We start from the raw sequence: 20,831 nt of genomic DNA on the forward strand, positions 1-20,831 counted from the left end.
TCGCCCCTGAGGTTCGCGCCGATGCCGACTGTACGCCACGCGCCAGCAGCGCGTTCGGTACCGGGTCGGCGTGTCGGACGGCCCGCGCTGGCCGGACGGTCCGAAGAGGTCAGCCGCGGGCCCGCGGGTGGGCGGTCGCGTACACCTCACGCAGCCGTTCCACAGTGACCAACGTGTACACCTGGGTGGTGGTCACCGAGGCGTGGCCGAGCAGTTCCTGCACCACCCGGACGTCGGCGCCGCCGTCGAGCAGGTGCGTGGCGTACGAGTGGCGCAGGGTGTGCGGGGAGACGGCGTCCGGGCCGTCCACCGGCAGGCCGGCCCGCGCGGCCGCCCCGCGCAGGATCGCCCAGGCGCCCTGCCGGGTCAGCGGGCCGCCCCGGGCGTTGACGAAGACCGCCGGGGTGCCCCGGCCGGCGGCGAGCAGGGCCGGGCGGCCCCGGACCAGCCAGGCGCGCACCGCGTCGGCGGCGTACCCGCCGATCGGGACCAGCCGGGTCCGGCCGCCCTTGCCGCGCAGCAGCACGGTGCCCTCGGCCAGGTCCAGGTCGTCCACGGCGGCGCCGACCGCCTCGGAGATGCGCGCGCCGGTGCCGTACAGGAACTCCAGCAGCGCCCGGTCGCGCAGCGTGCGGGGCGCCGCGTCGCCGGTGGCGGTGACCGGGCCGGTGGTCTCCAGCAGCCGGACCACGGCGTCGACCGGCAGCGCCCGGGGCAGCCGGCGTGGCGGGACGGGCGGACGGACGTCGCGGGCCGGGTCGGCGCCGGCCATCCCCTCGCGCAGCGCGAACCGGTGCAGGCCACGTACGGCACTGGCGGCGCGCGCGGCGGAGGAGACGGCGAGCGGCGGGTGGTCGGCGTCGCCGGCGCGCAGCCGGGCCAGGTGTCCCTCGACCTCGGCGGCCCCGACGGCGGCCAGGTCGGTCACCCCGGCCGCGGCCAGGGTGACGAGGTAACGGTCCAGGTCCCGGCGGTAGGAGGCGAGGGTGTTCGCGGAGAGCCCACGTTCGACGGTGAGGTGGTCCAGGTAGCCCCGGACGGCACGGCGCAGGGCCGGCGCGGGTTCCGCGCCGACCCCTTCCGTGGCTGTGGTCAGGCTGCGCCCCTCAGGAGAGCACCTCGGCCAGCGGCAGCACGTCCATGCCGTGCGCCTCGGCGACCGGGCCGTAGACGACCTGACCGGCGTGGGTGTTCAGGCCCAGCGCCAGGGCCGGGTCGCGGCGCAGCGCCTCCTGCCAGCCGCGGTTGGCCAGCTCGAGGGCGTACGGCAGGGTGACGTTGGTCAGCGCGTGGGTGCTGGTGTTCGGCACCGCGCCGGGCATGTTCGCCACGCAGTAGAAGATCGACTCGTGCACCTTGTAGACCGGGTCGGCGTGCGTGGTGGGGCGCGAGTCCTCGAAGCAGCCACCCTGGTCGATGGCGATGTCGACGAGCACGCTGCCCGGCTTCATCCGGGAGACCAGCTCGTTGGAGATGAGCTTCGGGGCCTTCGCGCCGGGCACCAGCACCGCGCCGATGACCAGGTCCGCGTCCAGCACGGCCCGCTCGATCTCGTACGCGTTGGAGGCGACGGTCTGCAGGTGGCCCCGGTAGATGGCGTCGGCCTGGCGCAGCCGGGCGACGTTCTTGTCCAGCAGCAGCACCTCGGACTGCAGGCCGAGGGCGATGGCGGCGGCGTTCATGCCGGAGACGCCGGCGCCGATGACCACGGTCTTGGCGGCGTACACGCCGGAGACGCCGCCGGGCAGCACGCCCCGGCCCCCGCCGGTGCGCATCATGTAGAAGGCGCCCACCTGCGGGGCGAGCCGGCCGGCCACCTCGGACATCGGGGCGAGCAGCGGCAGGGAGCGGTCGGGCAGCTCGACGGTCTCGTACGCGATGCCGGTGACCTTGCGGTCGATCAGCGCGTCGGTGCACTCCTTGGAAGCGGCCAGGTGCAGGTAGGTGAAGAGCACCTGCCCCTCGCGCATCCGGTGGTACTCCTCGGCGATCGGCTCCTTGACCTTGAGCACCAGCTCGGCGGCGTCCCAGACCTCGTCGGCGGTGGCGAGGATCTTCGCGCCGGCGGCGGTGAACTCGTCGTCGGTGATGCTGGAGCCGACGCCCGCGCCGGACTCGACGAAGACCTCGTGGCCGTGGCGGGTGAACTCGTTGACGCCCGCGGGCGTGATCGCCACGCGGTACTCGTGGTTCTTGACCTCGCGTGGGATTCCGACCTTCACGATGCAGACACCTTCCTTCGGGGTTGCGCACCCCCGACTGCTCGGTGCCGCGGCGGCCCCATTGCCGACGCGGTTCACCGGTCCCGCCGGCGGCAGTCTAGGCCTGTGGGAACTCGCCGGAGGGCAGCACAGTGACATCCGGTGCCCGGTCGTCCTGACGATGTGTCAGGAGTGAACCGGGCTGGGCGGTGGAGACCGCCTCAGCCGTCTGGACACTATTGGGTAAACATCGTCCCACCGTTGGAGCTGCGGTGCGGACAGGACGGCAGTGGATCACTAAGGTGTCCGCTCATGACCACTCCTCCTTACCAGCAGCACCCCCAGGGCGTCTCCGACAAGAGCAAGGTCGTCGCGGGCATCCTGCAGATCCTCCTCGGCAGTCTCGGTATCGGCCGGTTCTACATGGGCGACACCAAGACCGGCGTGATCCAGCTCGTGGTGAGCGTCGTGACCTGCGGCCTCGGCGGCATCTGGGGTCTCATCGACGGCATCCTGATCCTGGTCAACGGCGGTGTCGACGGCCAGGGACGCCCGCTGCGCGACTGAGCGGCGATACAGCGAGAAGGGGCCGCGCGGGGTGTGCTCACCCGCGCGGCCCCTTCGTCGTTCGTCCCGGCTCAGCGGGGCAGCGGCGCCTCCGGGCGGCGCAGCTCGGTGAAGCCGGTCTCCCGGGCCCGGGCAGCGGCGAGCAGCCCGGCCACGCAGGAGGCGTTGGTGATCTCCCCGGCCAGGACCATCCGTACCGCCTCGTCGAGGTCGACCCGGACGACCTGGAGGTCGGCCTCCTCGTCGCGCCGATCGTGCCGTTGGTCGGCCGGCACGTCGGCGAGGTCGCGGGCCAGGAAGACCCGGACCACCTCGTTGGTGAAGCCCGGCGAGCTGTGCAGGTCGACCAGGACGTCGACCATGCCGGCGGTGAGGTCGGCCTCCTCGGCCAGCTCCCGGGCCGCGGCGGCGGCCAGGTCCTCGCCGTGGACGTCCATCAGCCCGGCCGGCAGCTCCCACAGGTGCCGGCCGACCGGGTGCCGGTACTGCCGGATCAGCACCACCTGACCGGCGTCGTCCAGCGCCACCACCGCCACCGCCCCGACGTGCGTGACGTAGTCACGGGTGGCGGTGCCGCCACCGGGCATGGTGACGCCGTCGCTGACCACCGAGAAGATCCGGCCGGACCAGATCTCCCGGTGACCGGTCACCTCGTACCGGTGCTCGACGGCGCTCACGCCGCCGCCTCGCTTCGCTCGACGGCAACGCGAGGCGCCGCGCTACAGAGCCCGATGGCTCGCTGGCTCCGCTCGCTCACGACGCGGACGCCGCCTTCGCCGTGGCCGGGGCGGTGCCGTTGCGGCTCGCCTTCTTCGCCGCCGGGACCTCCGACGCCGCGGCGTCCAGGTCGACCGGGAGCTGGTCGGCCTCGGAGTATCCGATGGCGGCCTTGACGAACGCGGCGAACAACGGGTGCGGCCGGGTCGGCCGGCTCTTCAGCTCCGGGTGCGCCTGGGTGGCCACGAAGAACGGGTGCAGGTTCCGGTCCAGCTCGATGAACTCGACCAGGCGGCCGTCCGGCGAGGTGCCGGAGATGTGCAGGCCGGCCTTGGTGAGCTGGTCGCGGTAGGCGTTGTTCACCTCGTACCGGTGCCGGTGCCGCTCGCTGACCTCGGTGCTGCCGTACGCCTCGGCGACCAGGGAGCCCTCGGCCAGCTTCGCCGGGTACGCCCCGAGCCGCATGGTGCCGCCGAGGTCGCCCTTGCCGGCGACGATGTCCTCCTGGTCGGCCATGGTGGCGATGACCGGGTGCTTGGCCTCCTCGTCGAACTCCAGCGAGTTCGCCCCGTCCAGGCCGGCCAGGTGGCGGGCCACCTCGATGCTCATGCACTGCAGGCCGAGGCAGAGGCCGAGCAGCGGGATGCCGTTCTCCCGGGCGTACCGGGCGGTGCCGATCTTGCCCTCGATGCCCCGGACGCCGAAGCCGCCCGGGATGACGATGCCGTCCACGCCGGCCAGGGCGGCTGCCGCGCCGGCCGGGGTGACGCAGTCGTCGCTGGGCACCCAGCGCAGCTGCACCCGGGCCCGGTGGCCGAAGCCGGCGGCCCGGATCGCCTCGCTCACCGACAGGTACGCGTCGGGCAGGTCGACGTACTTGCCGACCAGCGCCACGGTCACCGTGTGGCGGGGCTGGTGCACCCGCTCCAGCAGGTCGTCCCAGCGGGTCCAGTCGACGTCGCGGAAGGAGAGGCCGAGCCGGCGCACCACGTACGCGTCGAGGCCCTCCCGGTGCAGCACCTTCGGGATGTCGTAGATGCTCGGCGCGTCCGGGGCAGCGGTGACCGCCTCCCGGTCCACGTCGCAGTAGAGGGAGAGCTTCTCCTTGACCTTGTCCGGGATGTCCCGGTCGCAGCGCAGCACCAGGGCGTCCGGCTGGATACCGATGCTGCGCAGCTGCGCCACCGAGTGCTGGGTCGGCTTGGTCTTCAGCTCGCCCGACGGGGCCAGGTACGGCACCAGCGAGACGTGCAGGTAGAAGCAGTTGTCCCGGCCGAGGTCGTGACGGACCTGGCGGATCGCCTCCAGGAACGGCAGCGACTCGATGTCGCCGACCGTGCCGCCCACCTCGGTGATCACCACGTCGGGGACCTGACCCTCGGCGTCCGGCTCCCCCATGCCGAGAATCCGCGACTTGATCTCGTTGGTGATGTGCGGGATGACCTGGACGGTGTCGCCCAGGTACTCGCCGCGCCGCTCCTTGGCGATCACGTCCGAGTAGATCTGGCCGGTGGTGACGTTCGCCTTGCCGGACAGATCCCGGTCGAGGAAGCGCTCGTAGTGCCCGACGTCGAGGTCGGTCTCCGCGCCGTCCTCGGTGACGAAGACCTCACCGTGCTGGAACGGGTTCATCGTCCCGGGGTCGACGTTGAGGTACGGGTCGAGCTTCTGCATCACCACGCGCAGCCCACGCGCGGTGAGCAGATTGCCGAGGCTGGAGGCGGTGAGGCCCTTACCCAGCGAGGAGGCGACGCCCCCGGTGACGAAAATGTGCCTGGTCGTCCGTGCTGAAGGGGCCAAGGCCTGCTCCCGTGTCGTCCGTAGCGGTCGTGCGAACCGCCGTGCCGATCAGCAAAGTGATCACGCGATCCACGGGACTCCACGGTAACACCTCTTCCGGCCCGGATCGGCGTCGCACCCGCCGTACGGGCACGTGAAACCCGGTTCGGCTCAGGCGGTGGGCACCTCGGTCGATGCCGGACGGGCCTGGGCGGGCACCCCGGGCGGACGGCCGTCGTCCCCGCCGGTCGCGCCGCCGCGCGTGGCGGAGCCACCGCCGGCGTCGGTCGGCGCGGCCGTTCCGCTGCCCGGATCGGTGGCGGTGGCGTCCGCCGTACCGGCGGTCCCGGCGCCGGCTGCCCGGCCGGCGTCGCCGGTCTGGTGGTGGTCACCGCCGTCGAGGGGCCCGCCGGCCGGACCGGTCCACCCCTCGTCGCCGGGCCGCCCGCCGCCGGGCTGGGTGCGGTCGGTGGAGTGGTCGAGCACCCGCAGCGCGGCCAGGGCCGCCATCGGCACCACCAGGGCCCCCGCCGCCCCGGCCACGTCCAGCGCCGAGCCACCCAGCAGGCCGCCGATGCCGGCGGCCACGCCGGTGCCGGCCATGGCGGCCCGGACCGCCGGATAGATGCCGAACAGGCGCATCAGCCCACCCCAGGGCTGGAGCAGGGCGAGCCAGACGAGCGCCGCGCCAGCCAGGGCCAGCACGGTGAGCGGGCTGTTGACCAGGGCTTCCACGTTGGCGGAGCTGGCGCGGTGCACGGTCAGCCCGCCGGTGCCGTCACCGAGGGCGGCGAGGAACCGACCGACGCTGCCCCGGTCGGCCTCCGCTCGGCGCAGGTCGACGACGGCGAAGCCGATGGTGAGCGCCAACCCGGCCATGGTGGCCCAGGCCAGCCGGCTCACGGTCAGCCAGCCGCCGGTGCAGATCGCGGCGGCGACGCTCACCCCGGCGGTGAGCGCGATCGCGCCGATCGAGTCCGCGCCCAGGTAGGGGCTGCCGACGACCACCACGGCGGTGCCGCCGACGGCCACCATCACCATCGGCCGCCAGGGCCGGCGTACCCGCTGGGCGAGCCAGCCGCCGCACAGCAGCGACCCGGCGACGAACACGCCCAGGCCGACGGTGCCGAGGCCGGCGTACCGGCCGCCCTCCAGGGCGGAGTAGCCGATCACGCCGTTGAGCTGCAGCCGGGAGCCGGTGATCACATCCACGCCGACCACCAGGGTGGCCAGTCCGGCGACCGCGCCGAGCGGGCCGAGGGTGCTCCCGTGCCCGGGGCTGAACCGGACCGCCGCGGTGCCGCCCACGATCAACAGCGCGGTCACCGCCCCGAACCACCAGCCGGCGTGGTGGCCCCGCCACCATGGCGCCGCGTCGGCGAGCAGGGCAGCCGGCACGGCCAACGCGGCGGCGATCAGCAGCAGCTCGACCGCCGCCACCACCCGCCGGGACACCGGTTCGGGTCCGTGCGGGCCGGCATGCCGGCGGGCCCGGCGCAGCAGCGGCAGCACCGCCACCGCGAGGGCCACCTGGGCGACGGCGAGCAGGGTGAAGAACCAGCCGGCCACCTGCCGCTGCGCGGCTGCCTCGCGGTCCGCGTCGGCCGGCTGGTCGATCGCGGTACGCAGGTCGGCCGGCCGGCCGCCGACGGAGACCGCGGGACGGCCGAGGAAGAGCCGCTCGGGCATCGGGCGGCCCAGCGCGGCGAGCGCGGTGGGCGCCAGGTCGACCAGTTGCAGGTAGCCCTCGCGGGCGGTGCTCGGTGAGGTCAGCCAGCCCCGCTCCCAGCCCGGACCGTCGGCGACCGCCACGTGCAGCCGGGACGGTGCGTCGGTGTCGGAGACCCCGGCGACCATGACGAGCGAGCGGGGCGGCCGGGCGGCGAGCACCCGGGCGAGCTGGGCGTCGACCTGCCGGGCCTGAGCGGCCCGGACCGCCGGGTCCTCGGCGTCGAGGGTGCCCAGGTCGACGATGCTGAGCACGCACGAGCCGAGCAGCGTGGCCGGGTCGGCGGGGAGGACCGGCGCGTACCGGTCGACCCGGCCGAACGGTCGGGCGGCGGCCACCGCCGCGCCCGGGCCGACCGCCACCGAGCAGCGGACGGACTCGGACAGCGCGCCCGGAGTGGTGCCCCAGGAAAGTTTGTCCTGGTTGTAGGCGACGACGCTCTCCTGGTCGGGCAGGTTGGCGCCGATCCCGTCGGGCTGCTCGATGCTCACCCCCGCGACGGGGCAGTCACCGACCCGGCCGGTGCCGTTCCAGGCGGCGAAGTTGCCGGCGCCGAGGGTGAGCCAGCCGTCGACCGGGCACGTGGGCCGGTGCGCGGAGCGCGCCGAGAGGGAGCCGATCGAGCCCTCCTCGGCCATCCGCCAGAGTGTGGGGGTGGTCTGCGGGTCGACGTCGTCCCAGCGCAGCCCGGACACCCCGGCCAGCACCACGAAGTCGGCGCTGCGTTCGGGGCCGCCGTTGTCCGGCCGGGCGGCCAGCGCGGTGATGCCGAGCACCACCACGACCAGCGTCAGCAGGACCGGGGTCAGTCTGCGCAGCATCACCGGGCCTCCGTCGACGGCACCGGCGCCAGCTCGGCGTAGAGGGCGGTCAGGGCGGCCACCGTGTCCGCCTCGGTCGGCCAGGTCGCGGCCCGGGCGGCGCCCCGGTGGGCCAGCTCGGCCCGGCGGGTCTCGTCGTCCATCAGGTCGCGGACGGCCGCGTCGACCGCGTCGACGTCGCCGGCGGGAATCAGCACCGCGGCGTCGCCGACCAGCTCCGGCAGGCCACCCACGGCGGTCGTCACCAGAGGTACGCCGGCGCGCAGCGCCTCCTGGGCGAAGAGCTGCCGGGCCTCCCAGTCGCTGGTCACCACCGCCAGATCCGCGCCGGCGAGCAGGTCGGCCACGTCGGTGCGGTGCCCGAGCAGGGTCACCGGGGCCCGGGCCGCCGAGATCCGGGCGGCGAGCTGGAGGTACGCGGGTCCGCTGCCGGCGATCACCACGACCGGCGCGGGTTTCCGGCTGCGCCACCGGGCGGCGGCGTCGACCAGGACGTCATACCGCTTCTGCGGGTGCAACCGCCCCACCGAGACGATCAGCGGACGGTCGGGGGTGACCCCGAACTCGGCGCGGACGGCGGCCCGACGGCGGCGCGGCGCGGGCAGCACCGGCGCGGCGACCGGGGCGAGGCGGGCGTCGACGGCGCCCAGCGCGGCGGCCCGCTCGACCAGGTCGGCGGAGGCACCCAGGGCGACCCGGGCGTTCCGGGCGACGACCCGCTCGGCGAGTCGGGACAGCTGACCCCGCAGCCCGCCGGCGAGGACGGCGTTGTGCCAGGTCACCACCAGCGGGGCGGCCGGGCGGGCGAGGACAGCGACGAGACCGGCCCGCAGCCCGTGCGCGTGGACCACGTCCACCGGAGCGTCGGTGAGGACCCGGCGCAGGGCGGCGACGGCCCGCGTGTCGGCCGGGGTGGGGCTGGCCGGGATCTCCACCGGCATGAACCGGGCGCCCACCCCGGTGAAGTCGAACTGGTCCTGGGTGGCAGCCGGGCCGCAGACCAGCACGGACGCGCCGGCGGCGGTCAGTCCCCGGACCACCGAGCGGATGTGCTGCCCCACGCCGCCGGTGCTGGAGGCGAGCACCAGGGCCACCGAGCCGGACCACCGCGGCGCCGACGAGGCGTCCGTCATGGGGAAACCGTCTCCTTCCCGTCGCCCCGCTCGGGGGGCCGCTGGTCCTCCTGCGTGCCGGCGGCGGCCGGCCGTCGTCGTCGCCCGAACCGGCGAGCCACGCCCGTGAGCAGCGGCCGCACGTCCCGCGCGTCGGTCAGCCAGGCTACGGCGAGGAACAGGACGCCGACCACAACCCCCGACAGCATGCCCTGCACGAGCGCCCCCGATGCCGTCGGGGTGCCGTCGCCGAGGCCGGCGAACCAGCGGGAGGTGGCTACCCCGCCGAGCCCGGCGACCGCGGCGGCGAGCATGCCGGCGGCCCCGGCCCGACCGACGCCGGCCAGAGCGGCCCGGCCGGCGGAGTGGACCACGGCGGCGACCAGCAGGCCACCCAGCAGCAGCATCCCGACCGAGTTGGCCAGGGTCACCGCGAGCACCCGGTCGTCCCGGTGCAGCAGGGCCGACAGCGGCACGGCCACCACCGGGACGGCCAGCCAGCCGATCGTAATGGCGGCGGTGGCCGCCCGAGTCGCGCCACGCGCGTAGAGTGCCCGCGACAGCAGCGCGAAAAGCCCATAGCCGATCAAACCGGGCGCGAAGCCGATGATTGCGGCGGCCGTCTCCCCCGTCCCCAGTGGGAAGAAATGGCCCACCGCCTCGGCCGTGCCCACCAGGGCCGCCGCGCCCAGACAACTGAACAGCAACACCCCGCGCGTCGCGGGTGCCAGCGTCTTCCGGTATCCCGCGTCGTCCCCGCCGGCGGAGGTGGCGGCGAGAGTCGGGTACGCCGCCACCGCCAGCGGCACCGCCATTACCGACCACGGCAGCAGGTACATGGTCTGCGCCAGGTTGAAGACCTGGGGTGAGCCGACCGGGCCGCCGGAAATCCGGTTCAGGATCACCGCCAGTGCCAGTTGTTGGGCGGTCACCGTCACCGCGCCCGCGACGGCCAGCCCGCCGACCTTCGTCCGTGCCTCGCTCGGGAAGGTGTACCCAGGTCGCAGCCGCAGCCGCAGCCGGCGCAGCGGTACCAGCAGCGACAGTGAGAGGGCCACCACCCCGAGCGTGGTGCCCCCCGACAGGATCAGCTCGCCGACGCGGCCGACCTGGGCGACGCTGACGCCGCGCCCTTCGATGACGCCGAAGGCGACGTAGACGACGATGACCGTGACGCTGGACAGCAGCGGGGCGATCACCGGCCAGGCGAACCGCCGGTGCGCCTGGAGCACCCCGGTCAGCACGATGCCGACGCCGTACAGCGGCAACTGCGGGGCGAAGATCCGCAACATGCGGGCACCGGCGGCCAGTTCGGCCGGGGAGCGGTCGGCGCCGAGCAGCCCGATGATCGGGTCGGCCAGCAGCGCCACCAGCACGGCGAGGGGCACCAGCAGGGTCAGGGTCCAGGTCAGGAGGGCGCCCGTGATCGCCCCCACCTCACGGCGGTCACCGGCCTCGACCTGCCGGGCCAGCAGCGGCACGACGAGGCTGGCGAGCGCGCCACCCGCCACGATCTCGAAGATGATGTTCGGGACCGTGTTGGCGATCACGTACATGCCGCCGAGGTCGCTGCGCTGGACGACCCAGCTGAACACGGCGGTACGGCCGAAGCCGGCGAGCCGGCTGACCACGGTGAGGACGGCGATGAGGGCGGCCGCTCCGGCCAGGCGGCCGGCGCCGGCGAGGGATGCCGGTTTCTTCACGTCAGTCGGCGAGCCGGCCCAGCTCGTCGAGTTCCCGCAGCCCCGGGGTCCGCTGGATCACCTGGGTGAAGCTGACCTTCTCGCTGGCGGCGGTGAGCGCGGCGAGCGCGGCGAGCACGCCGGCCCGGCCGAGCGGCCCGGTACGCGCCGCCAGGCTCACCCCGAGAAGCGCGCCGAGGGCGTTGGCGCCGCTGTCGCCGAGCATCACCCGCTCGTCGAGGTCCTCGCGCACCAGCCCGGCGGCGGCCCCGACCGCACCGGCGGCGATGCCGCCGTAGGGGCCGCGGGTGAGCGGCGCGCCGAGCAGCATGCCGGACTTGAGCGCCCGGCCGGGCCGCAGGTCGAGCAGGTTGAGCAGGTTGGCGGTGCCGGCCACCACGCCGGCGCCGAGCAGCACGTCCAGGCCGCGGCCGAGGGCGCCGGCACGCTGCCGGCGGGGGTGGGCGGCAACCCGGGGGTCGGCGGCGAGCAGTGCGGCCGCGCCGAGGCCGGCCGCGCCCACCCCGGCGATCTTCACCAGGCCGGCGGTGACCCGACCCTCGCGCAGCGCGGCAAGATGCCCGGCGAAGCCCTTGGCGGTCTTCTGCTCGGGGCGCGCCCCGACGATGTCGTCGTACAGGCCGACCGTGCCGGCGCCCACCCCGGCGAGCAGCGCGGCGGCGCCGGCCGGGGCGCTGCCCGCGCCGATCGCGCCCGCCGTGGCCGCCCCGACAGCCAGGGCGGGACCGGCGGCCAGGGTGACCGTGCGACCGCGGAAGTTGGTGCGCTCCAGCGCCGACGCACCCGGCGAGGTGCGCACCTCCCGCAGCACGTAGCGGGCGGCGACCGCCCCCGCGCCGACGGCCAGCAGCCGACCCAGTATCACGCGACCCCTCCGATCCGGATTCCCAGCCCGACGTGGTGTGGACCGGACAGTCGTCCGATCACTGGGGCAGTTTAGGCAGCAGCGCGGCGGCGTTGTCACCGACGCCGTACTGGCCGGCCTTCTTCTCGGTCAGCTGCTGCACGAGGGCGAGCGTGGTGACGAGCTGACCCTGGACGGTGTTGGCGTTGTCGATGGTCGAGATGGTCTGGGAGAGCACCGGGTCGCCGCGGACCACGGAGACCACGTTGCCGCCGGCCGAGCCCATGCCGCCGACCACGATCGCCCCGGTCCGGTCGAACTGCTCGGCGATCTTCACCACCGACTCGTCCTTCTTCGCCGAGTCCTTGTCCACGTACGGCTGTCCGCTGACCAGGACGACCGCCTCGGCGGCACCGGACACCTTGTCCTCCGGGGTGAGATACCCGGCGGTCGCGTACGCCTGGAGCACCGCCCGGCGGTCGGCGTCGGTGATGGCCGGGCTGCCCTGCGGCCGGTCCAGCAGCACGCTGGCGAGCAGCGCGCTGGAGGTCTCCACGCCGTGCCCGTTGCCCGGCAGGCCCGAGGTGGGGACGCTGTTCGGGCGGGCGGCGGTGACGGCCAGCTCCAGCAGGTTGTTGTTGCTGTCCGGGTTGATGAACTTGTCCTGGACATCGACGCGGCCGGTGACGTTGGCCCCGGCGAGCTGGAGCATCTTCACCACACCTTCGGTGTGGTCCCGGCCGCTGGGCAGGCTGAGCACCAGCACCCGCCGGCCGCTCAGCTTGCCGGGGAGGACGACCTGCGCCATCTCGGCGGCGAAGTCCTCCTCCATGTCCAGTTCCTTCTGCAGGCTGTTGACCGACTGGCGCATCTGCGAGTTGTCCTTGCGCAGCGCGTTGACGTTCTCCTTGAGCGAGTCGGCGACCGGCCCGTTCAGGGCGGCCGTGCCGACCACCAGGCCGATCGCCAACGCCAGGAAGACCGCGGTCAGGGACACCACGTGGTAGCGGAAGTTGATCACGCTTGCAGCCTCTTGATCGTCGGGGAGCTAGAAGAGCTGGCCGAGCTGGAACACGAAATTGTCCCACCATTCGGAGACCACGCCCAAATACGCCTTCCCGACGGTGGAGACCGCCACCGCGGAGGCCATCGCGGCCAACGCCGCGAGGACCAGCAGCAGCAGTGAGGAACCGGAGATGCTCTGCCGGTAGAGCCGGCTCACGCCCTTGGCGTCGACCAGCTTGCCGCCCACCTTCAGCCGGGTCAGGAAGGTCGAGGCCATGCCGCCCCGACCCTTGTCCAGGAACTCCACCAGGGTGGCGTGGGTGCCGACGGCAACCAGCAGCGAGGCGCCCTTCTCGTCGGCCAGCAGCATGGCCAGGTCCTCACTCGTGGCCGCCGCCGGGAACGTGATCGCCGGCACACCCAGGCCGTTCACCCGGGCCAGGCCGGGTGCCCGGCCGTCCGGGTACGCGTGCACGATCACCTCGGCGCCGCAGCGCAGCACGTCGTCGGTGACCGAGTCCATGTCGCCGATGATCATGTCAGGTGTGTAGCCGGCCTCGACCAGGGCGTCCGCACCGCCGTCCACGCCGATCAGCACCGGTTTGAACTCCCGGATGTACGGGCGCAGCACGTCCAGGTCGGCCTTGTAGTCGTAGCCGCGCACCACGATCAGGCAGTGCCGCCCCTGGATCTGGGTCTGGATGTCCGGCACGCCGACGCCGTCGAGCAGCAGGTCGCGTTCCTGCTTGAGGTAGTCCATGGTGTTGGCGGCGAACGCCTCCAACTGCACCGACAGGCCCTCACGGGCGTCGGCCATCGACTTGGCCACCGTCTCGGCGTCCTGCAGGGCGCCGTGGGCGACCGGCTCCTCACCGACGAAGACCGTGTTGCCCTCGATCCGGACGACGTCACCCTCGCGGATCTGCTCGAAGACGCTCTCACCCAGGTCGTCTAGGAGCGGAATGCCGGCGGAGATCAACACCTCGGGCCCGAGGTTCGGGTACCGCCCGGAGACCGACGGCTTGGCGTTGAGCACGGCGGCGACACCGACGGCGACCAGCGAGTCGGCGGCCACCCGGTCCAGGTCCACGTGGTCGATGACCGCGATGTCCCCGGGCCGGAGCCGGCCGACCAGCCGTTTCGTCCGGCGGTCGAGGCGCGCGACACCGAGGACAGAGCCCGGTTCCGCGCTCCGGTTCCGGCGCAACGTGGGTAGACGCATCGTGACCATCCTGGCATGTGAGGCAGGTTTTGCTGTCGCGACATGCCTGAGCAGGGCCGCCTACCCAGGGAAGCACACCGGAGCGCACGCCGGTGTGCTTGCGCTCACAAACCCGGGATCACGGACGCCTTTCCTTGGCCGCCACGGCCAGGAGTTCTTCCGCATGCGCGATACCCAGATCGGAATCCGGCAAACCTGCCAGCATCCGGGCCAGCTCCCGAGCCCGCTCAGTGTCCTCCACCACGCGCACCCCGCTGGTCGTCACCGCTCCCCCGGTGTCCTTGGCCACCACCAGGTGCCGGTCGGCGAACGCGGCCACCTGCGGCAGGTGGGTGACGACGAGCACCTGGTGACTGCGGGCCAGCCGGGCCAGCCGACGGCCGATCTCCACCGCCGCCTGCCCGCCGACGCCCGCGTCGACCTCGTCGAAGACCAGGGTCGGCGGGCCGCCGGAGCCGGCGAAGACCACCTCGATGGCGAGCATCACCCGGGACAGCTCACCGCCGGAGGCGCCCCGCTGCAACGGCAGCGCGGGCGCGCCCGGGTGGGCCAGCAGCCGCAGCTCCACCTCGTCGGCGCCGTCCGGGCCGACGCCCGCCTCGACGCCGTTGACCGGCAGGCTCGGCTCGGCCCGGCCGACCGGCCGGGGCAGCACCGCCACGTCGATTCGGGCGTGCGGCATGGCCAGGCCGCCCAGTTCGACGGTGACCTGCTCGGCGAAGCGCACCGCCGCCTCCTGGCGTGAGGTGGAGACCCGCCCGGCCAGCTCGGCCACCTCCCCGGCCAGCCGGGACGACTCCTTCTCCAGCTCGTCCAGCAGCTCGTCGGAGGTGTCCAGGTCAGACAGCCGGGTACGGGCCCGCTCGGCCCAGGCGATCACCCCGTCGACGTCGTCGGCGTACTTGCGGGTCAGCGCGCGCAGCGCGGCGCGCCGCTCGTAGACGGTCTGGAGCCGGGCCGGGTCGGCGTCCAGCGCGGCCAGGTACGCCGACAGCTCCGCGGAGACGTCGGTGACCAGGGTGGCCGCCTCCTCCAGCCGCAGCGCCAGCTCGCCCAGGGCCGGGTCGGTGCCGGCCTGCGCCTCGAGGGTGCGCCGGGCGGTGCCGAGCAGGGTGCTGGCGTCCGGGGTGTCGTCGGCCGCGTCCACGCCGCCGGCCACGCAGTGGTGGGCGAGCTGGGCCGCGGTGCGCAGGCCCTCGGCGTGCTCCAGGCGCTGCGCCTCCGCCTTCAGCTCGTCGTCCTCGCCGGGCTGCGGGTCGACCCGGGTGATCTCGTCGAGCCCGAGGCGGAGCAGGTCCGCCTCCTGGCTGCGTTCCCGGGCGTTGCGCCGCCGGTCGGCCAGGTCGTCGACCACCGCCCGCCACCGGGTGTACGCCTCGCGCAGCGCGTCGAGGAGCTTCTCGTGCTCCGGCCCGGCGAACCGGTCGAGCGAGGCGCGCTGCTCGGCCGGGCGCAGCAGCCGCAACTGGTCGGACTGGCCGTGCACGGCCACCGCCTGCTCGCCGACCTCGCCCAGCATCGACACCGGCATGCTGCGGCCGCCCAGGTGCGCCCGGGACCGACCCTCCACGGTCACCGTACGGCTCAGCAGGAGCGCCCCGTCCTCGTCGGGCTCGCCGCCGGCGTCGGTGATCCGGGCGTGCACCGTCTCGGCCACCCGGCCGTCCAGCCGCAGCCGCCCCTCCACCACCGCGCGGCCCGGTTGCGCCCGCACCCGGCCGGCGTCGGCCCGGCCGCCGAACAGCAGGCCGAGGCCGGTCACCACCATGGTCTTGCCGGCACCGGTCTCGCCGGTGATGACGTTCATCCCCCCGGTCAACGGGAGCGTGGTGTCCTCGATGACGCCCAGTCCGGTGATGCGCAGCTCTTCCAGCACAGCACCTGACAGTAGACGCGGCCCCCGACAGTTGACCAGCCGGCGCGGTGCGGGGCTGTAAACAACGGCCCACGGCGTCGTACAGTTCTGCCCCGTGCTGAACATGATCGGCCTGAACCCGGACGAGGAGCAGCTCTACCGCTGCCTGGTGCAGCTCACCACGGCGCGGGTCGAGGAGCTGGCGGACCGATTGCGCCGCCCGAGCGGGGAAATCCGCGCCCAGCTCGACGCCCTGCACCGCAAGGGACTGGTGCTGCCGACCGGGCCGGAGCCCGACGCCCCGCTGCGGCCGCTGGCACCGGACGTCCCGCTCGGCGAGGCGCTGCTGCGCCGGCAGGAGGCGCTGGAGGCGGCCCGGGCGGCGGTCACCCAGCTGACCGAGGAGTACCGCGCCGGGATGCGGCGGCACGACGCCGACCACCTGGTGGAGGTGATCACCGGGGCGGGGGTGCTCCGCGAGCGCCTGCGGGACGCGCAGGACGGCGCCCGTGACGAGGTGCTCTGGTTCTGCCGGGCCAACCCGCTGGCCATGCTCGGCCAGGACAACGTCGAGGAGTTCGACGCGCTGGCCCGCGGGGTGCGCTACCGGGCCATCTACGAACGCGAATTGCTGCTCGAACCGGGCGGGCTCGAGGACATCGAGCGGGGCGTACGCGCCGGAGAGCAGGCCCGGGTGGTGGACCGGCTGCCGGTCCGGCTGGCCATCGTGGACGGCCGGACGGCGATCTGCCCGCTGGTGCCGGACCGGGATGGCGGCGAGCCGAGCGCCGCGGTGATCGGCCGCAGCCAACTGCTCGACGCGCTGCTCGCTCTCTTCGAGAGTTACTGGCGGATCGCGACGCCGGTGCGCTCGTCCGCCCCGCCGGTCGAGGGGCAGGCCGTCGACGACTACCGGCCGGACGCCGACGAGATCCGGCTGCTCTCGCTCTTCGTGGCCGGGGTGCCGGACAAGTCCATCGCCTCCCAGCTGGGCGTGAGCCGCCGCACCGTCCAGCGGCGGCTGGCCGACCTGATGGAAGTCGCCGCGGTCGACACCCGGCCGGGTCTGGCCTACCAGGTCGCCCGCCGCGGCTGGCTCTGACCCGCCCGACACCCCCGCCACCGGCCGCGCCGCCGTCGGCCCCGCCTCCCGAGGACGGTGCCGGCGGCGGCGACCTCAGCCGCGGCGCCGCCCGGGGTGCCTGCCACCCCCTGGCGGGCACCCCGGACCGACCGATGATGACGTCCGCGCGGGCAAGGGGGGTTCGGCCCGCGCGGACGTCGGCTCAGCGCAGGCCGTACGCGTCGACCACGGTCTGGTCGACGGTGTTGCCGGCCCCGTCACCGGCGTGCACCCGCAGCGACACCGCGCCGTGCCCGGCCGGCATCATGGCGGTGAAGCTGGTGCCCGAGCCGTTCACCGGCACCGCCCGCCAGTTCTGCCCGCCGTCGAACGACACCTCGACCCGGACACTGGTGCCGGTCGGTGCCGGTACACCGGCCGGCTGGCGCAGCGTCAGCCCCAGCCGGTGCGGGTGGCCACCGGCCACCTCGCCCCGCAGGTCGGCCGGGACCTGGTAGTCCACCTGCAGCAGCGGCAGCGGCTGGGCGGCGTCCCCGGCCGGGCGGGCCGAGGTGAACTGCCAGGCCGTCTCGGTACGGGTGGCCCGGGACCACTCGTCGGACGACCGCTTCGTGGTCAGGTCCAGCCGGTAGCGGGCCGCCCCCGGGGTGGTCGGCACTAGTGCCCAGCGGCCGGAGAGGTCGGCGATCTGCTGCCCGTCCCGGCTCAGCCGGCGCTCGACGGTGTCCTGCTCCTCGCCCCAGCCGGCCGGGGCGTAGTGGCCCTCGGCGTCGACGAACTCGGCCACCCGCAGGTTCAGGGTGTCCCCGGTACGCGTGGGCACCGGCGCCCCGGAACCCGCCGGCACGGCCGGCCGGACAACCGGGGCGTGCCAGGTCTCGGTGACCCGGTCGTCGGCGGCGTACTGCCGGGGCTGCTGGGTGAGCCCGCTGAGCAGCGGCCCCCAGCCCCAGGTGAGTCGGTGCAGCACCTGCTGCTGCCACCAGGAGTCCCCGGCGCTGACGAACTCCTGCCGGGTGGTGCCGGTACGCACCATCCGCTGGTCGTCGTTCCAGGAGTACGTCTGCCACGGACGCCAGCCGAACCGCTGCTCACTGGCCCAGTCGGACCCGCCGGTGTCGGCGTAGCGGGCGGTCACCTCGGCGGTGTTGTCCGCGGTGACCCGGTGCAGGATCCGATCCGGGACCCGCCCCTTCGACACCTGCCACACGTCGTACAGGTAGGGGCTGTCCACGGTCAGCGTCAGATCCAGCGTCGCGCCGTTCTTCGCCGCCGCGATCATCGGCTGTCCGTCGTCATACGCGACCACCATCGACGGGATCGGCAACCGGTCCCCGTCCGGGCGCCAGACCGTCCACGCGCTGAAGTCCGCCGGCCGGACGATGAGCACCATCGCGGCGCCGGCCGCCGTGGCGTCGGCGATCTGGTCCTGCTCGGCGCGCTCGTAGCTGCCGGCGACCAGCGCGGCCGCACCCCGGACCCCGGCCCGGGCCAGCTCCGCCGGAGTGCCGTCGCCCGCCCAGACCAGCGGCAGCTTCTTCCGGCCGGCCGGAGCCGGCGACTGGCCCAGCAGGTTGATGTCCAGCGGACCGGAGACGTTGCTGACCTGGGCGTCCACCATGGGCGCGACCAGCTGCCAGCGGGAGGCGAACTCGAACTCGCCCCGGCTCACCGGCCGCGTCGGGGTGACGTTGACCTGCTGGGTCGTGCTGAAGTTCATGACGCCGTGGTCGACCTGCCGGCCGTTGCCGAAGACCCGGTGCTCGTAGAAGCTGATCACCGTCCGCTGCTCGGTCGGCTTCGGCGTCTCGATCCGCACCGGAGTGCCCTTGCGCGGGTCGAGCACCACGGTCATGTCCCGGTCGACCATCAGCTCAGGGTCGGTGACCAGGGTGATCTGCTCGTCCAGCGGGGCGCCGTGCTCGATCAGCCCCTCGAGCAGGTACGGGCCCTCCTCGACCTGCACCTGCCACCCGGTGGGGGGAAGCCAGAGCAGCTGGTCCGACTCCGGGTGCTCACCGAAGAGGGTGACCACCGGCGAGAGGCCGGGCTGCCCGGCCATGTCCAGGGCGCGCAGGGTGACGGTGTGGATCGGGCCGGTGAGGGTGAGCCCGACTGCGGTGCGCACCGCGACACCGTCCGCCCCGGTGGCCACCAGCCACCCTCCGTGCACTCCCCGGTCCAGCTTCGCCGGGTCGGCGTGCAGCGGGACGGCCACGCTGCCGCCGGCCGGCACGGTCACCTCCGTGGCGTCGAGCGACACCCCGTCCGGCTCGGCCGCGCCGCTGTCCAGGTTGCGCAGCTCCAGCGCCAGGCGCAGGGTCTGCGCCGCGCCGGTCCCGTTGGTGTACGTCACGGTCCGCTCCGCCACCGCACCGCCGGTGTTCAGCCGGCCGAAGTCGGCGGTGGCCGAGCCGTACACCCGCTGGCCCAGCGCACGGGCCACGTCCACCCGGCCGCCGCCCTGCTCGAAGACGGTCAGGGCGGGGTTCGCCTTGGTCGTGCTGACCAGCGCGTCCTTGAGCTTCCCGGCGGTCCAGTCGGGGTGTTCCTGGGCGAGGATCGCCGCCGCGCCGGCGACGTGCGGGGTCGCCATCGACGTCCCGGACGCCCGGGTGTACATGTCGTCCACCGGTGTACCCATGGTGGTGCCGGCGGCGCGGGCGGCGACGATGCCGACGCCGGGCGCGGTGATCTCCGGCTTCAGGCCGTTGTCACCCAGGCGCGGGCCGCGGCTGGAGAACTCGGCCAGGTTGTCGTCGCGGTCCACCGCGCCGACGGTGAGCGCCGCACTGGCCGCGCCGGGCGTCCCGACGGTGGACGCCTCGCCAAAGTTGCCGGCGGCGATCACGAAGAGCGTGCCCGTCTCGGCGGTGAGGTCGTTGACCGCCTGGCTCATCGGGTCGGTGCCGTCGGTGGGCGATCCGCCGAGGCTCATGCTGACCACCTTCGCGCCGGAGTGGGCGGCCCACTCCATGCCCGCGATGATCCCCGAGTCGTAGCCGCGGCCGCCGTCGTCGAGCACCTTGCCGATCAGCAGCTGCGCGCCGGGGGCGACGCCCTTACGCAGCCCGCTGGAAGCGGCGCCGCTGCCGGCGATGGTGGAGGCCACGTGGGTGCCGTGGCCGTGGCCGTCCCGGGCGCTGCCGCTGCCGGTGAAGTCCTGCGTCTCGGCGATCCGGCCGGCCAGGTCGGGATGGCCGGCGTCGACGCCGGTGTCGAGCACCGCGACCCGGACGCCGTTGCCGTCCCGGCCGGCCGCCCAGGCCGCCGGGGCGCCGATCTGCGGCACGCTGTGCTCCAGATCCGCGTGGACCCGCCCGTCCAGCCAGACGCGGGCGATGCCGGCGCCGAGCCGGGGCGCGCCGGCGGTGGTCCGGGCCTCCGGCGTGCCGCGCAGCGTTGTCCACAGGCCGCCGAGGTCGCCCTTGCCGACCCGCAGCGCCGCGCCGTTGATGCTCTCTAGCGGCCGGGCGGCGGTGGCGCCGGCGAGCGGCCGGACCCGGCCAGCGGCCGGTGCCTGGTAGCGCACGATCAGCGGCATCGCGCCCTGAGCGGCGTCGCCATAGCCGTCGGCGGCCAGCTCCTCCACGTCGAACAGGTTGGAGTCGAGCACCCCGGCGGAGACGTACGGCACAACGTCGCTGGGCAGCACCCGCATCCCGCCGTCGGCCTCCACGGTGTGGAAGGTGATCCGCTCGCGGCCGGGGCCGGGGTGGACGGTGGCGGCGACCCGGCCGGGCGCGGCCTGGACCAGGTCGACCTGGTCGCCGGTGATCAGGGTGATGCGGACGGGCGCGGCGCCCGGGGCGGGGGCGGCCGGGATCGGGCCGGTGGGCCGGATGGGCCGGGCGGCGGACGCCGGTGCGGCGAGTCCGACGACCAGCGCGCCGACCGCGCCGGCGGTCAGCCAGCGTGGGGGCCAATGCATGCGATGCGCTCCTCTGCTCCAGGTTCGACCGGGGAGGTCGACCGATCGGAGTCTGCGACGGAGATCATCGATGGTCACTAGCTGCGGCCCGCCGCATCGGCGACATGTCGCCAGGTGGACAACGGACGGCCGGGGCCGGACCGCCGGCTGTCCGGCCGGTTGCCCGGCGGTGACCGGGCCATGGACGCACGTCAGCGTGTGCGGCGATCAGCGGCGGTCGGTGCAGCGGGCTGATGGCTGGGGTGCCGGACGAGCGCTCGC

General features: G+C 74.3%; 14 protein-coding genes. 2 read left to right on the plus strand and 12 right to left on the minus strand.

Annotated elements, in window-relative coordinates; translation table 11 throughout:
- Positions 1-109 precede the first annotated feature (109 nt).
- Together ACFYOS_RS30330 and ald are read right to left on the minus strand one after the other, a co-directional pair.
- Positions 110-1,096 (minus strand): site-specific tyrosine recombinase XerD, encoded by a 987-nt coding sequence (locus ACFYOS_RS30330; RefSeq protein ID WP_387148885.1) that lies wholly within the window; start codon positions 1,094-1,096, stop codon positions 110-112.
- Between the two features lie 10 nt (positions 1,097-1,106).
- Complete coding sequence (gene ald / locus ACFYOS_RS30335; protein ID WP_387148841.1) at positions 1,107-2,222, minus strand: alanine dehydrogenase; 1,116 nt, start codon at positions 2,220-2,222, stop codon at positions 1,107-1,109.
- 171 nt (positions 2,223-2,393) lie between these two features.
- Here ald and ACFYOS_RS30340 point away from each other — a divergent pair, with 171 nt between their 5' ends.
- Entirely contained in the window at positions 2,394-2,768 is a 375-nt protein-coding gene (locus ACFYOS_RS30340; protein WP_387148843.1) for a TM2 domain-containing protein, read from the plus strand.
- Positions 2,769-2,839: 71 nt separating this feature from the next.
- Here ACFYOS_RS30340 and ACFYOS_RS30345 read toward each other — a convergent pair whose 3' ends face one another.
- The 9 genes from ACFYOS_RS30345 to recN form a co-directional block, all read right to left on the minus strand.
- The gene (locus tag ACFYOS_RS30345) at positions 2,840-3,445 is read right to left on the minus strand and encodes an NUDIX domain-containing protein (RefSeq protein ID WP_387148845.1); all 606 of its coding nucleotides are present in this window, start codon (positions 3,443-3,445) and stop codon (positions 2,840-2,842) included.
- 76 nt (positions 3,446-3,521) lie between these two features.
- Positions 3,522-5,285 (minus strand): CTP synthase, encoded by a 1,764-nt coding sequence (locus ACFYOS_RS30350; protein WP_387148847.1) that lies wholly within the window; start codon positions 5,283-5,285, stop codon positions 3,522-3,524.
- Positions 5,286-5,435: 150 nt separating this feature from the next.
- Positions 5,436-7,814, minus strand: coding sequence for a hypothetical protein (locus ACFYOS_RS30355; RefSeq protein WP_387148849.1), 2,379 nt, complete (start codon positions 7,812-7,814; stop codon positions 5,436-5,438).
- Complete coding sequence (locus tag ACFYOS_RS30360) at positions 7,814-8,947, minus strand: glycosyltransferase family 4 protein (RefSeq protein ID WP_387148851.1); 1,134 nt, start codon at positions 8,945-8,947, stop codon at positions 7,814-7,816. The genes ACFYOS_RS30355 and ACFYOS_RS30360 overlap by 1 nt, the downstream gene beginning before the upstream one ends.
- The gene (gene murJ, locus ACFYOS_RS30365) at positions 8,944-10,629 is read right to left on the minus strand and encodes a murein biosynthesis integral membrane protein MurJ (RefSeq protein WP_387148853.1); all 1,686 of its coding nucleotides are present in this window, start codon (positions 10,627-10,629) and stop codon (positions 8,944-8,946) included. The genes ACFYOS_RS30360 and murJ overlap by 4 nt, the downstream gene beginning before the upstream one ends.
- Before the next feature lies 1 nt (position 10,630).
- A complete protein-coding gene (locus ACFYOS_RS30370; protein WP_387148855.1) occupies positions 10,631-11,494 on the minus strand; it encodes a hypothetical protein in 864 nt (287 codons plus the stop codon).
- 58 nt (positions 11,495-11,552) lie between these two features.
- Positions 11,553-12,494: a copper transporter gene (locus ACFYOS_RS30375; RefSeq protein WP_387148857.1), complete on the minus strand. Its 942-nt coding sequence runs from the start codon at positions 12,492-12,494 to the stop codon at positions 11,553-11,555.
- Between the two features lie 27 nt (positions 12,495-12,521).
- Positions 12,522-13,700, minus strand: a complete 1,179-nt coding sequence (steA, locus tag ACFYOS_RS30380; protein ID WP_387148859.1) for a putative cytokinetic ring protein SteA — start codon at positions 13,698-13,700, stop codon at positions 12,522-12,524.
- A 118-nt stretch (positions 13,701-13,818) separates the two neighbouring features.
- Positions 13,819-15,576 carry a DNA repair protein RecN gene (gene recN / locus ACFYOS_RS30385; protein ID WP_387148861.1) on the minus strand — a complete coding sequence of 586 codons (1,758 nt, stop codon included), beginning with the start codon at positions 15,574-15,576 and terminating at the stop codon, positions 13,819-13,821.
- 94 nt (positions 15,577-15,670) lie between these two features.
- Here recN and ACFYOS_RS30390 point away from each other — a divergent pair, with 94 nt between their 5' ends.
- Positions 15,671-16,657: a helix-turn-helix domain-containing protein gene (locus ACFYOS_RS30390; protein WP_387148863.1), complete on the plus strand. Its 987-nt coding sequence runs from the start codon at positions 15,671-15,673 to the stop codon at positions 16,655-16,657.
- Positions 16,658-16,841: 184 nt separating this feature from the next.
- On the opposite strand, the gene ACFYOS_RS30395 is transcribed toward ACFYOS_RS30390, so the two are convergent.
- On the minus strand, positions 16,842-20,570 hold the full coding sequence (locus tag ACFYOS_RS30395; protein ID WP_387148865.1) for a S8 family peptidase: 3,729 nt from the start codon (positions 20,568-20,570) through the stop codon (positions 16,842-16,844).
- Between the last annotated feature and the right edge of the window lie 261 nt (positions 20,571-20,831).

It is taken from the genome of Micromonospora sp. NPDC005806 (genome assembly GCF_042871425.1).
Taxonomy (GTDB): Bacteria; Actinomycetota; Actinomycetes; order Mycobacteriales; family Micromonosporaceae; genus Micromonospora.